Raw genomic sequence first — 13,500 nt, 5'->3', positions numbered from 1 at the left:
TCCGTTGAGGGCCTGGTGGAGTCAGGGCTGTGGGCGAGTCGGTTGGCAGGGTCGGGCGGCCTGAGACGGCGGCTTGAGACGGCGGCGTCGAGTGGCGGCTTGGGTGGCCGCTTGGGGCGATCTCGGAGGCTTCGGGTGACTCGGCAGCCGTGGATGACCTTCAGCTGGACTCGGGCAGACCTCTGCTGGTCGGATGCCTCTGCGGATGGGGTGACTCGGCGGCCCGGGCCGCTTTCGCGACTCAGCGAGTCGGTCGACCTCGCGCCTCGGGTGGTGACGCAGCGCCTCGGGTGACGCAGCGCCTCTGGTGACTCGGCGGGCGACGAGTGAGGCGGCTTGGGCGACCCTTCAATGGCTCGGGCGGCAGGTGGTCGCTCGGGCGGCCTCAGCGGCGGCGGGTGGTCGCTTGGGCGGCCTCAGCGACTGCGCATGGCCGGGTGGTCGAGGGCCCGCCGTGCACTGCGGCGAGCCCCCGAGGGGTCAGCGGCTGAGCTACCCCGCAGCCTCGCCCACGAGACACATGAAGCTGAGTCCCGAGAACGGCTCAGGTGCCCCGGGTGCCGTCTTCGGCTCGCTGATCACGGTGATTCGGAAGCCCGCCTCGCTGAACGCGTCCGTCATCGCGTGCAGCGGCCGCCTCCAGAACGTCAGCGGAAACGACTTCCCGCCGAACGTCCACAAGTCCGTGTAGCTCGTCGTCTCCCGGTAGACCGGCCGGGGGTCCGCGCTGATCCATTCCACGAACGGGTGGTTGACCGACGCGATCAGCCGGCCGCCGGGCTTGAGGATCCGCCGCAGCTCGGCCAGGGTCGGACCCCAGTCCTCCAGGTAGTGCAGCACCAGCGAGGCCATCACGTCGTCGAATGCCCCGTCGGGGAACGGCAGCGGGTCGCGTAGGTCGGCCACCTTCAGTTCGACGTCGTCGCCGAGTCGGCGCCTGGCGACGGCGAGCATGCCGGCGCTGGCGTCGATGCCGGTGACGGTGGCGCCGCGTTCACGTAGTTCGGCGGCCAGGGCGCCTGAGCCGCAGCCGGCGTCCAGGATTCGGTGGCCGTTCACGTCTCCGGCGAGGGCGACCATCGCGGGGCGCTCGATGTACGCGTTGAGGAGGCTGGTCTCGTTCTCGGCCGAGTACTCCTCGGCGAAGCCGTCGTAGTCGTTCACGGGGATCGACGGGTCGAGCGGCTCGGTGGCCGGGGTGATCCAGTCGGGTCCGGCCGCCTTGACGGGAACCTTGGGCGCGTCGGATACGTGTTCCATCGTCGCAGCCTAGCCACTCGTTGGTCGCATGATGGGGGAAGTGTGCCGTATGGGCTTATGTCGGGCTTGGGGGAGGAGGGGGCGCGAAGGCTCCATCGGACGGACCGGGGAGGGCGCAGGGAGCGGGAGTCGGGGGAGACGAACGAGGGGGGAGGCGGAGGGATGGAGAACCCCCGGGAGTCGCGAGGAGCCGGGGGAGGTGCAACGCGAGGAGCCGGGGGAGGTGCAACGCGAGGAGCCGGGGGAGGTGCAACGCGAGGGACCCGGCGAAAGCGGAGACGCGAGGGACCCGGCGGAAGCAGAGACGCTAGAGGCCCGGCGGAGGCGAAAGCGGACACGCGAAGAGCCGGGGGCGCGGAAACGCGGAGAGCCAGACGAGATGTTGGAGCGGAGGACCGCGACACGACCTCCACGGAGGAGGACCTACCGTCCGGCGATCGGGTTGCGCAGCGTCCCCGCCACCTGCAACGCCGCCGCCGGATCGCTCAGGTCGACCATCTGCCGGTTGTTCCGCAACTGCAGCCGATTGAGGCACGACAGCGCGAACTCCTCCACGAACACGTCATGCCGCGCGAACCTCTCCCCCAGCTCCGGCACCGCCCGCTGGTACCCGGCGACGCACGCGGCGACCACCCCCCAGAACTCACCCTCCGCCAGCACCCCCGCCCCGTCCAGCAGCGCGCTCAGGTACCGCAGGAACCCGTCGAACACGTCGGTGAACACGCACAGCAGCTGCGTCTCCTCCGGAATCCGTGCCCGGATGCGCTCCACCGCGGGGGGCAGTTCCACGGCAGGGCCCATCACCACGATCTCCTCGGCGATGTCCTTGAAGATCACCCGCTCCACGGCATGCCCGTCCAGCACCAGGATGACGTTCTCGCCGTGCGGCATGAACGCCAGCTCGTGCGCGTAGAAGGCGTGGAGCAGCGGCACCAGGTAGGCCTCCAGGTAGCGGCGCACCCACGCGCAGGGCCGCAGCCCGGACAGGGTGATGAGCTCGGCCGCCAGTGACCGGCCGTCGCGGTCGACGTGCAGCAGGGAGGCCATGGTGGCCAGCCGTTGCCCGGGTGCCAGGGAGGGCACGGGGCTTTCCCTCCACAGGGCGGCGAGCATCTTGCGATACGGCGAGGTCCTGTCGGTGGCGGCCTCGAACTGCCGGTGCCGGTATCCGACGGCCGCCCGTTCCCGCAGGATCGTCAGCCCCGTGCCCTTCAGCACCCGGTCGCTCTCGATCAGCTCGGCCAGCCAGTCGTTGATCGCCGGGGTGGCCTCCATGTAGGCCGCGGACAGCCCGCGCGTGAAGCCCATGTTGAGCACAGAGATCGCGGTCTTGACGTAGTGCCTGGCGGGGGAGGCGATGTTGAAGAACGTGCGGACGGACTGCTGGGCCAGGTAGACGTCGTCGCTCTCGCCCAGGAACACCAGCCGCCCGCGGGCGATCTCTCCGGCGAAGGTGATCGACAGCTTGTTCCACCACTGCCACGGATGGACGGGGATGAGCAGGTAGTCGCCGGGCGTCAGCCCGAGCTCGGTGAGGGTGGCGACGTACGGCTCCAGGCCCTCGGAGCGGATCAGCTGCGCGTAGTCGAGGCCGGCGCCGTGGGTGAAGGTCGTGCACGAGCGGTGGCCGGCCAGCCACACGAGCCGTACCGGCTGGGCGGCCTCGGGGGCGAAGGCGTGGTGGTCGTGCAGGCCGTAGCCGAGGCGGCCGCTGTTGGCCACGAAGCCGGGGTGGCCTTCGGTCATGGCGGTCTCGATGGTCTGGAAGTCGGCCTGGGCCAGGTCGCGGGCGCTGATGTACGGCTTGGCGAGCTTGTAGGCCAGGCTGGACAGGGTGGAGGAGAGTTCTTCCAGGTAGACGGGGAGCACCTCGTCGGTGAGGCCGAGTTCGTCGCGGAACTCCAGGACGAAGTCGAGGATGTCGGGCGTTCCGGCCGGGCAGGTCAGGCTCTCGAGGTCGATCTCCCAGTGGTCGAGGCTGAGCAGGCGGGCGCGGAACCGGTAGCCGGCCAGGCCGTACCAGCCGTCCGTGAGCGGCTCGGGTGTCAGCAGGCGTTCGTGGGCGAACTCGGCGATCGCCTTGCGCACCAGCAGCCGGTTGGCGGCGCTCCAGAGGCCGGGGGACAGGTGGGCGACGAGCTCACGCATGGACGGCTCCCTTGAAGCGCTCGCGGGTGCAGAAGCTGAGCAGCGCCCGTTTCTCGGGCTTGTCGACGGGCCCCGCCACCTCGAACCCGACGGCCGCGTTGAGCGCGTGGACGGCGTGGTTGCGGATGTCGGGCTCGACGACCACACGGCGGATCGCCGGATCGGCGAACAACCACGCCATCACCGTGGTGATCACCTCCAGCGTGAACCCGTGGACCGGCCTCGGCGCGGGCGCGCACAGGAAGTGCATCCCCACGTCGCCGTCCGCGTGGCCGTACAGTCCGGCGAGTTCCACGTGGCGCGGGTCGTAACGTTCGACCAGGAAGCACGGCACCGCGTCGCGGGTCCCGAGGAACGCGTCATGGTGGGGATGGGCGGCGATGCCCGCGTAGACCTGGTGGACCCGTGCCACGTCGGCGTCCCCCATCATCCAGAACGCGGCCTTGGGGTGGATCACCCACGAGTGCACCAGGACGGCGTCGGCCGCCGGATCCAGCGGCCGCACCGCGAACTCCCCGATCGGCGTGCCGCGCGTGAACACGGTCATGACACCCCGAACTCCTGGAACGCGATGGTCTTCTCGATCGGGTAGGGCTCGCGGCCGAGGATCTCCCGCAGGATGCACGAGTTGCGGTAGGCGCCCATGCCGAGGTCGGGAGAGGTGATGCTGTGCGTGTGCGTGCCGCCGTTCTGCAGGAACACCTCGCGCCCCGTGACGTCGACGCTGTAGTTGCGCGCCACGTCGAGGCGCCCGTGGGAGTCGAACCGCAGCCGGTCGCGGATCGGGCCGAGAAAGGCGGGGACGCGGTGTTCGTAGCCGGTGGCCAGGATCAGCCCCTCGGTGGACAGCGAGAAGTCGCGCCCCTGCTCCGCGTGCCGCAGGTCCAGCGTGTACGTCCCGTCGAGGAAGGTGACGCCGACGAGCTCGGTGTTGGTCAGCAGCCGCGTCGGCACCGCTGCCTTGACGCTCTTCGTGTACAGCGTCTCGAAGATCGTGTTCACCAGCTCGGAGCTGATGCCCTTGAACAACCCCTTCTGCTCGCGCTCCAGCCGGTAGCGGGTCTCCTCGGGCAGCGCGTGGAAGTAGTCGACGTACTCCGGCGAGGTCATCTCCAGCGTGAGCTTGGTGTACTCCAGCGGGAAGAACCGCGGCGACCGTGTCACCCACGTGAGCCGGTAGCCGTGCACGTCGATCTCCGACAGCAGGTCGAGGTAGACCTCCGCCGCGCTCTGGCCGCTGCCCACGATCGTGATGCTCGGCTTGGAACGCAGCGCTGCCCTGGCCGGCAGGTAGGAGGCGGTGTGCACGAGGTCGCCGCCCGCGTCCACGCACGCTGGCGGCAGGTACGGCGGGGCGCCGGCGCCCACGGCCAGGTGGCGTCCCCGGTGCGTGAACCCCTCGCCCCTGACCACGTAGAGCCCGTCCTCGTGGCCGACCGAGGTCACCTCGTGCCCGAAGCGCACGCTGCCCAGCCGCCCGGCGGCCCAGCGGCAGTACTCGTTGTACTCCGTGCGCAGCGGGAAGAACGACTCCCTGATGTAGAACGGGTAGAGCCTGCCCGCCTGCTTGAGGTAGTTCAGGAAGGAGTAGGGCGAGGTCGGGTCGGCCAGCGTGACGAGGTCGGCCATGAACGGCGTCTGCAGCGTCGCCGACTCCAGCATCATGCCCGGATGCCAGTCGAAGCCGGGGCGGCTCTCCAGGAAGACCGCGTCGAGCAGCGGTTCGGCCAGGCAGGCCAGGCCCAGGTTGTACGGCCCGAGCCCGATGCCGACCAGGTCATGCGGGGACATGCGGTTCCTCGAGGATCAGGGCCGCGTAGCGGGCGGCGTGCTCCGCGATGAGGTCCAGGACGTCGGCGACGTCCTCGATCGTGGTCTCCGGGTTGAGCAGGGTGAACTTCAGGAACTCGCGCCCGTCGACCCGCGTCCCGGCGATCACCGCGGCCCCCGAGGCGGACAGGGCCTTCCTGGCGTAGCGGTTGGCCTGGTCGGCCAGCTCGGGCTCGTCGGGCAGGAAGCGGAAGACCACCGTCGACAGAGCCGACCTGGCGGCCACCTCGAACCGGGGGTCGTCCGCCAGCAGCTCCCACGTCTGCGACGCGCGCTCGACCACCTCGTCGAAGAGCAGGCCGACCGCGTCGGCGCCCATGATCCGCAAGGTGAGCCAGAGCTTGAGCGCGTCGAAGCGGCGGGTGGTCTGGATCGACTTGTTGACCTGGTCGGGCAGGTGCGCGGCGACCCTGGCGGGGTTGAGGTAGTCGGCGTGGAAGGCCGAGTGCCGCAGGTCGCCGCCCTTGCGGGTGATGAGGGCGCTGCAGCTGACCGGCTGGAAGAAGGACTTGTGGTAGTCGACCGTGACCGAGTCGGCCCGCTCGATGCCGTCGAGGAGGTGGCGGCGGGTCGGCGAGACCAGCAGGCCGCAGCCGTAGGCGGCGTCGACGTGCAGGCGCACCCCCGACAGGGCGCACTGGTCGGCGATCTCCGGCAAAGGGTCGATGGTGCCGAAGTCGGTGGTTCCCGCGGTGGCGACGACGGCGATGACCGCGCCGCCGTACCGTTCGAGTTCGGCGGCGAGCGCGTCGGTGCGCATGCGCCGGTCGCCGCCGGTCTCCACGACGACGACCGACTCGGGTCCGAGTCCCAGAAGCTTGGCGGCCTTCTGCACGCTGAAGTGCCCGGCGGCGCCGGTCAGGACACGCGGCTCGGAGACGTGCGCGGCCTCCTCCCTGGCCAGCAGCAGGGCCTGCAGGTTCGACTGCGTGCCGCCGCTGGTGAACACCCCGTCGGCGCCGCGGCCGAAGCCGATCCTGGCCGCGGTCCAGGCGATGAGGCGGCGCTCGATGAAGGTGGCTCCGGCGCTCTGGTCCCACGTGTCGAGCGAGGAGTTGATCGAGCTCAGCAGCAGCTCGCCGAGGAGCGCGGGGATGGCCACCGGGCAGTTGAGGTGGGCCAGGTAGCGGGGGTGGTGGAAGTAGACGGCGTCGCGCAGGTAGAGCTCCTCCAGCTCGTCGAGCGCGGCGGCGGCCCCGCCCAGCGGGCGGTCCAGGTCGACCCTGCCGATCCTGGCCGCCAGCTGGGTGGGCGTTATCCCGGTGAACGGCCGATCCACCCGGGAGATCCGGTCTCTCACCCGTCGCAGACCCTCGGCCAGGCGGCGGTGGTAGTCGCCGGCCGTACGGTCGTTGAACAGGTGAGATCTGGCCTGCCAGAGGGAGGTCATGTGAACCCTTTGCCGTGGGAGTGACTCACAATTTAGATTCCGTTACATTCGGACAAGTCGCCCACGACAGAATCGGGAAAGCCCCTGCCTGTGATGACCGACGAGATCTTCCGCGACGAATGGGGCATTCCCAGTGTCCGGGCGGCCGGCTTCGACGAGCTGGCGCGTGCCCAGGGCTGGGTGACCGCAAGGGACCGTGCCTGGCAGCTGGAGGTCGAACGCCATCGCTCCCAGGGCACCAGCGCCGCCTTCCTCGGACCCGATCACCTGCCGTGGGACCGCTTCGCGCGCCAGGCGCGCATCGCCGACACGGCGCGCAGGTGCTTCGAGGCGCTCGACGAGGACACCGCGCGGTGGACCGGCGCCTACGCCGACGGGGTGAACGCCGGGCTCGAAGCCCAGGAGGCCCCCGAGTTCGCGCGGGTGGGGATCACGCCGGGGCGATGGGAGGCGTGGACCCCGCTGGCGGTGTGGTTGTCGCACCACCTGCTCTTCACCGGGCTGCCCGGCAAGCTGTGGCGCGGCGAGGTCGAGCGGCGGCTCGGGCCGGGCGCGGCGCCGCTCTTCGCCGCCGACGCTCCCGGCTCATCAGGAAGCAACGGGTGGCTGATCCCCGGCCGCCTCACGGCGAGCGGAGCGGCGATCGTCGCGGGCGATCCGCATCGCCACATCGAGAACCCGGGCATCTACCAGCAGATACGGCTGTCGTGTCCGGGCGTCGACGTCGTCGGTCTGGCGGTGCCCGGGGTGCCGGGCATCGCCCACTTCGGGCACGCGGGCTCGGTCGCCTGGGCGATCACCAATGCGATGGCCGACTACCAGGACTTGTATCGGGAGCGGCTGCGTGAGCGGCAGGGCACGATCGAGGCGCTCGGGCCGGACGGCTGGCGCCCGGCGTCCGTCCACACCGAGACGGTCGAGGTGGCGGGCGCGGCGCCGGCGCGGGTGAAGATCGTCGAGACCGACCGGGGACCGATCGTCATCGGGGGCCAGGAGCCGATGAGCCTGCGCTACCCCGCCCGGGTGCGCCACGACCTCGGCTTCGCGGCCCTGCCCCGGCTGCTGCGCGCCGCCACCGTCGCCGACGTCGACCGCGCCTTCGACCTCTGGGCCGAGCCCGTCAACGTCGTCCTGGCCGCCGACGACACCGGGGCCACGCTCCACCGCGTCGCCGGCGCCGTCCCGCTCCGCCACGACGACAACCTCCTGCGGCCCGTCCCGGCATGGGACGAGCAGCACGTCTGGCGGGGCTGGCACGACTCTCCGCGCGCCGAGGTCACCGGCATCACCGTGATGGCCAACGAGAAGGGCCTGGCCGCCCCGCTCGGCGCCGAGTTCGCCCCGCCGTACCGCGCCGACCGCATCCGCGAGTTGCTCGGCGATCGCGACGACTGGAAGCCGCAGGAGATGGCGGCGATCCACATGGACACCCATCTGGCCGCCGCGGCCCCCCTGCTCGACCGGCTGGCCGCCCTCGAAGACCTCGACGAGGAGCGGGCCGCCCTGCGTGACCGCCTGCTCGCCTGGGACCGGCGCATGGACGCGGGCAGCACCGACGCGGCGGCCTTCGCCGCCGTGCGCTCCGCCGTGGTCCGGAGGATCGCCGCGCACCCCGCCCTGGCCCCCTTGCGCGAGCCCATGCCCTACCCCGAGGTCTTCCTGCCCTGGCTGGACCCGGTGGTGCGGGTCGCCCACGGCCTCACCGCGCTCCTCGGCAGCGACCTCATCGCCGACCTGCCCGGCCTCCTGCGCGAGGCCCTGGGCGAGCCGCTCCCCGACCACGCGTGGGGACACCTGCACCGCCTGGCCCCCTGGCAGACCCTGCCCGGCGGCGACCCGTGGCCGGGCCTCTCGGGCGACCACGACTGCGTGCTGGCCACCACCAGCGTCCCCGGCCTGACCGACGTGTGCTCGCGCGGGCCCTCGGCCCGCTACGTCTGGGACCTGGCCAGGCGCGAGGACAGCCGCTGGATCGTCCCCCTGGGCGCCTCGGGCCTGGGCGGCGACCGGCATCACCGCGACCAGCTGCCGCTCTGGGTGAGCGGCGACCTCATCCCCGTCCTGGAGCCCGCCCGCGTGTACGAGCGGCTGGTCGACGGCTTCGGCGCCGTCCGGATCCGCCCCGTCGATCCCGCCGCCGACCTCGACGTCCTGCACGCATGGGTCACCCAGGAGCGCGCCAGGTTCTGGGGCATGCTGGAGCACGCCCGCGACGACGTGCTGGAGATCTACGAGCACCTCGACGGCCTGCCCACCCACCACGCCTACCTCGTGGAACGCGACGGCAGGCCGGTGGCGCTCTTCCAGACCTACGAGCCCCTGCACGACCCGGTCGGCGAGTGCTACGACGTACGGCCCGGCGACTTCGGCATCCACCTGATGATCGGCCCGCCCTCCGGCGCGCCCGAGCCCGGATACACCGGCGTGCTGCTGTCGGCCTTCCTCGACTACGTGTGGGCGCAGCCGGGACGCGCGCGGCTGGTCGCCGAACCCGACGCGCGCAACCAGAAGGCGATCGACCGGCTGGTGCGCATGGGCTTCGAGCCCGCCCAGGAGATCGACCTGGGATGGAAGCGGGCGCGGCTGCTGTTCATGCCTCGTCCCTGAACGGCTCCAGGAAGCGCCGCAGCGCCGAGCACAGGATCCTGGGCTGGTCCTCGGGGATGAGCGTGTAGCTGTCGCCGATCTCCACCAGCCGCGCGTCGGGCAGCAGGGCGGTCAGCCGCTCGCCGTGCCCGGCCGGGATGAGCCGGTCCTCGGTCGCCCACACCACCAGGGCGGGCCCGGTGAACGACCGCAGCCGTCCGGTGGCCTCGGCCAGCTGCCGGTTCGTCGCCGCCAGGAGGTAGGCCCGCAGGTCCCGCCGTACCTCCCGGTCGTGCCACAGCGGGCGGAGCCAGCCGTCGGAGACCCCGTGTGGCACCCGCATCGACATCAGCCCGAACGGCGGGAGCCGTCGTAACGGCCGCACCCGCAGCAGCCGGAAGGCGAGGTTCAGCCCGCCGGGGATCCTCGCCAGCGCCCTGCCGTACGGGTGATGGCCGAACGCCTCGCACGCGATGAGCACCAGGCGGGAGACCAGATCGGGCCGCAGGGTCGCCAGCGCCACGGCGACGGCGGCGCCGTTCTGCGCCACGGTGGCCCCGCGCAGGCCCAGGGTGTCCATGAACTCGGCCACCAGGCGGGCCTGGCCGCCGAGGGTCAGGTCGGCGCCGTGCCGCATGGCCTGGCGGTGGGAGCCGAGCGGCAGCGTGGGCACGACGCACCGGTAGTCGGCCCGCAGGCCGGCGACCACGTGCCGCCAGAGGGAGGCGTCGGTGACCAGGCCGTGCAGCAGCACCAGCACGGGGCCGTCGCCACCGGTGTCGAGATAGTCGACGGCACCGGCCTTCAGATCGACTCGCGGCATGGGGACTGTTCTACATCGCCACGCCTGACATCCGCTTAAAGTCCGAGCTGTCGCGACATGCCTTCGGTGTCGGAGACCACCCAGTACTCCGCGAAACGGTCGCCCGAGACCCTGAGCAGATCATGGCCGCTGAAGGAGACCGCGGTTCCGGCCGGCGCGCTCGTGCCGGGCAGGCCGCCCCGGTAGGAGCCGCTGAAGGTCCACCGGGCGGCGACCAGGTCGCGGTCGACGATCGGCCCGACGTCCAGCGTGACCACGACGCCGGAGAAGGGCGCGTGGCCCTGCCGGAGCGCCTCGGCCAGTCCGTCGGGGCCGTGCACGTCCATGCCCGGCCAGTGGCCGACGAAGTCGGCGGTGACCAGTTCCTTGGCCAGGGCGAAGTCGCCGGCCCACAGTTCCAGCAGCCAGCGACGGTAGAGGTCGTCGATGTCCATGGGATCCCCCTGCCCCGTGACGATAGGTTCGCACTATGAATATGGCGATTACTGGCGGTTATGTCGTGCCCGTCGATGGCGAACCCATCGAGAACGGGACCGTCCTCATCCAGGAAGGCAAGATCGTCGCCGTCGGCGCGGACGTGACCGTCCCCGACGGCGTGGAGACCGTCGACGCGTCCGGACAGTGGGTGCTGCCCGGCTTCGTCGAGGCCCACGGCCACCTGGGTGTCTGGGAGGAGGCCGAGGGCTGGGCCGGTCAGGACACCAACGAGATGACCGACCCGGTCGGGGCCCGGCTGCGAGCCCTCGACGGCATCAACCCCGCGGAGATCGGCTTCGCCGACGCCCTGTCCGGCGGCGTGACCTCCGCCGTGATCAAACCGGGCTCCGGCAACCCGATCGGCGGCCAGACGGTCGCGGTCAAGTGCTGGGGCCGCACCGTCGACGAGATGCTGGTCCGCCAGCCGGTCAGCGTCAAGAGCGCGCTGGGGGAGAACCCCAAGCGGGTCTACGGCGACCAGAAGAAGCTGCCGAGCACCCGCCTGGGCGTGGCCACGGTGATCCGCGACGCGCTGCGCAAGGCCCAGGACTACAAGGCCAACACCGACCGCAAGGAGCGGGACGGCACGATGGAGATCCTGGTCAAGGTGCTCGACGGCGAGCTGCCCTGGTGCCAGCACGCCCACCGCGCCGACGACATCGCCACCGCGATCCGGCTGGCCGACGAGTTCGGCTACAAGCTCATCCTCAACCACGGCACCGAGGGCCACCTGCTGGCCGACATCCTGGCCGAGCGCGACATCCCGGTCATCATCGGCCCGCTGTTCACCACGCGCTCCAAGGTCGAGCTGCGCCAGCGCTCGCTGCGCAACCCCGGCATCCTGGCGCGCGCGGGCGTGCGCATCGCGATCACCACCGACCACCCGGTGGTGCCGATCAACTTCCTCGTCCACCAGGCCACGCTCGCGGTCAAGGAAGGACTCGACCGCGACGAGGCCCTGCGCTCGATCACCGTCAACCCGGCCAGGATCATGGGGCTCGACGACCGGGTGGGCTCGCTCACGCCGGGCCTCGACGGCGACGTGGTCATCTGGTCGGGCGATCCGCTCGACGTCTTCAGCCGCGCGTTGCGGGTTTTCGTGAACGGGCGCGAGGTCTACACCTACGGTGAGCATGGCGGCGTCGTCGCCGACCCCTTCTACAGCGAGGCCCGTTAGCCGCAGAAAGGCACGCCGTTGATCCACCGCCCGCCGGTCCTGCCTCCCCGCCCGGCCATCGGGCTGATCGTCGCGCTGGTGCTGTCGAGCCTGTGCATGGCGCTGGTCCTGGCGGGCCTGCTGCTGTCCGGCGGCACGGTGGGTTTCGGCCTGTCGCTCCTGCTCGGCGTCGCACCGCTGCCGGTGCTGCTGGCGGCGGTGCTCGCCCTCGACCGGCTGGAGCCGGAACCAAGGCTCAACCTGATCTACGCCTTCGCGTGGGGCGGCGGCGTGGCGGTGGTGCTGACCCTGCTCGTGCACGGCGTGAGCGAGGGCCTGATCCAGAACGTGGCGGGCCCCGAGGTCGCGCTCGACGGGCTGAGCGCGATCGTGATGGCCCCGGTCATCGAGGAGGCGCTCAAGGGCCTGGTGCTGCTCCCGCTCATGCTGCGCCGCCGCCGCGAGGTGCACGGGCTGACCGACGGCATCATCTACGCGTCGATGTCCGGGCTCGGCTTCGCGGCGGTGGAGAACGTCGGCTACTACCTGAACGCCTACACGGAGAACGGGGCGGAAGGCGCCGTCGGCCTGTTCATCGTGCGCGGGATCATCGCCCCGCTGGGTCATCCGGTCTACACCTCGATGATCGGCATCGGGGTCGCCTACGCCGCGACCCGGCGCACGCCGATGCGGCGGGCGGCGATCCCGCTCGGCTACCTGGGCGCGATCCTGCTGCACGGCGCGTGGAACGCCATGGCCACGCTCGGCTCCCTGCCCGGCCTGGCCGCCGTCTACGGCGTGCTCCTGCTGGCCATCGTGGGGCTGGTCACGGTGACCGTGCGCGAGCGCCGGGCCCTGGTCGCGCGCATGGGCCGCTACCTGCCCGGCTACCAGGGCACCGGGCTGGTCTCACCGCAGGACCAGGCCATGCTCGGCTCGCTGCCCGCCCGCCGCCGGGCGCGCGCCTGGGCCAAGAGCAAGGGGTACGGCAGGGCGATGGCCGACTACCAGCAGGCCGCCACGGAACTGGTCATGCTGCACGAGCGTGCCGAACGGGAAGGCATGCCCGTCACGGTGTTCACGGCCGAGCGTGACGCGTTGCTGGCGGTGATGGCCGCCACCCGGTGCTGGTGAGCGCCCCGCTTTCCTCGACAATGGGGGCTACCCCTACAGAAGAGGATTTTTCATGACCTGGGTGGAGATTGAATCCGCAGAAGAACTCCGAGACCTCTTGGGCGAGGTCATGCCCCGCGCCGCCGCCAAGGAGCGCGTCAAGCTGCACCCGCGTGACCGCGAGTGGCTGGCCAACGCGCCGTTCTGCCTCATCGCCACGTCCGACGCCGACGGCAACTGCGACGTCTCGCCCAAGGGCGACCCGGCGGGCTTCACCTACGTGATCGACGACACGACGATCGCCATCCCCGACCGTCCCGGCAACAGGCGCGCCGACGGCTGGCTCAACGTGCTCTCCAACCCGCACGTCGGGCTCATCTACATGATCCCCGGGCGCAACGAGACGCTGCGCATCAACGGGCGCGCCCGCCTCGTGCGCGACGCCTTCTTCTTCGACGAGCTGATCGTCAAGGGCCACCGTCCGCATCTGGCGCTGGTGGTGGAGATCGAGCAGATCTTCCTGCACTGTGGCAAGGCCATGATCCGCTCGTCGATCTGGAAGCCGGAGACGTGGGGCGACACCCTGCCCACGCACGCCAAGCTGACCAACGAGCTGCAGCCGACCGGCGAATCGCTGGAGGCGCTCGAGCACTACTACTCGGCCGAGGTCTACAACAAGAAGCTCTACCAGGCATGATCGCGCGTGCCGTACGCCTG

The 13,500-nt window shown here is 71.1% G+C and carries 11 protein-coding genes; 4 read left to right on the top strand and 7 right to left on the bottom strand.

The features are described 5' to 3' along the window. Positions 1-492: 492 nt before the first annotated feature. From HNR30_RS40470 to HNR30_RS40450, 5 genes are all read right to left on the bottom strand, one after another. The gene (locus HNR30_RS40470; protein ID WP_181615474.1) at positions 493-1,260 is read right to left on the bottom strand and encodes a class I SAM-dependent methyltransferase; all 768 of its coding nucleotides are present in this window, start codon (positions 1,258-1,260) and stop codon (positions 493-495) included. Between the two features lie 423 nt (positions 1,261-1,683). Continuing rightward, complete coding sequence (locus tag HNR30_RS40465) at positions 1,684-3,408, bottom strand: IucA/IucC family protein (protein WP_181615473.1); 1,725 nt, start codon at positions 3,406-3,408, stop codon at positions 1,684-1,686. Then, positions 3,401-3,955, bottom strand: a complete 555-nt coding sequence (locus HNR30_RS40460; protein WP_181615472.1) for a GNAT family N-acetyltransferase — start codon at positions 3,953-3,955, stop codon at positions 3,401-3,403. The genes HNR30_RS40465 and HNR30_RS40460 overlap by 8 nt, the downstream gene beginning before the upstream one ends. Further along, entirely contained in the window at positions 3,952-5,199 is a 1,248-nt protein-coding gene (locus tag HNR30_RS40455; protein WP_181615471.1) for a lysine N(6)-hydroxylase/L-ornithine N(5)-oxygenase family protein, read from the bottom strand. Before HNR30_RS40455 ends, HNR30_RS40460 begins: the two co-directional genes overlap by 4 nt. Beyond that, entirely contained in the window at positions 5,186-6,628 is a 1,443-nt protein-coding gene (locus HNR30_RS40450) for a pyridoxal phosphate-dependent decarboxylase family protein (protein ID WP_181615470.1), read from the bottom strand. The genes HNR30_RS40455 and HNR30_RS40450 overlap by 14 nt, the downstream gene beginning before the upstream one ends. A gap of 93 nt (positions 6,629-6,721) precedes the next feature. On the opposite strand from HNR30_RS40450, the gene HNR30_RS48700 reads away from it, so the two are divergent. Then, positions 6,722-9,235: a GNAT family N-acetyltransferase gene (locus tag HNR30_RS48700; RefSeq protein WP_181615469.1), complete on the top strand. Its 2,514-nt coding sequence runs from the start codon at positions 6,722-6,724 to the stop codon at positions 9,233-9,235. On the opposite strand, the gene HNR30_RS40440 is transcribed toward HNR30_RS48700, so the two are convergent. Beyond that, a complete protein-coding gene (locus tag HNR30_RS40440; protein WP_181615468.1) occupies positions 9,219-10,037 on the bottom strand; it encodes an alpha/beta fold hydrolase in 819 nt (272 codons plus the stop codon). The two genes, HNR30_RS48700 and HNR30_RS40440, sit on opposite strands and share 17 nt — an antisense overlap. Before the next feature lie 35 nt (positions 10,038-10,072). Continuing rightward, positions 10,073-10,471: an ester cyclase gene (locus HNR30_RS40435; protein ID WP_181615467.1), complete on the bottom strand. Its 399-nt coding sequence runs from the start codon at positions 10,469-10,471 to the stop codon at positions 10,073-10,075. Positions 10,472-10,506: 35 nt separating this feature from the next. Between HNR30_RS40435 and HNR30_RS40430 the strand changes: the two genes are divergently transcribed. The 3 genes from HNR30_RS40430 to HNR30_RS40420 are packed head-to-tail and all read left to right on the top strand — an operon-like array spanning position 10,507 to position 13,480. Then, positions 10,507-11,691: an amidohydrolase gene (locus HNR30_RS40430; protein WP_181615466.1), complete on the top strand. Its 1,185-nt coding sequence runs from the start codon at positions 10,507-10,509 to the stop codon at positions 11,689-11,691. A gap of 18 nt (positions 11,692-11,709) precedes the next feature. Further along, entirely contained in the window at positions 11,710-12,804 is a 1,095-nt protein-coding gene (locus tag HNR30_RS40425; protein ID WP_181615465.1) for a PrsW family intramembrane metalloprotease, read from the top strand. A gap of 52 nt (positions 12,805-12,856) precedes the next feature. Continuing rightward, entirely contained in the window at positions 12,857-13,480 is a 624-nt protein-coding gene (locus HNR30_RS40420) for a pyridoxamine 5'-phosphate oxidase family protein (protein WP_181615464.1), read from the top strand. The last annotated feature ends 20 nt before the right edge of the window (positions 13,481-13,500 follow it).

Origin of the sequence: Nonomuraea soli (assembly GCF_013761175.1) — a bacterium.
Classification (GTDB): domain Bacteria; phylum Actinomycetota; class Actinomycetes; order Streptosporangiales; family Streptosporangiaceae; genus Nonomuraea; species Nonomuraea soli.
Note: the sequence above shows the minus strand (reverse complement) of the source record. Positions and strands in the feature narration are given on the sequence as shown.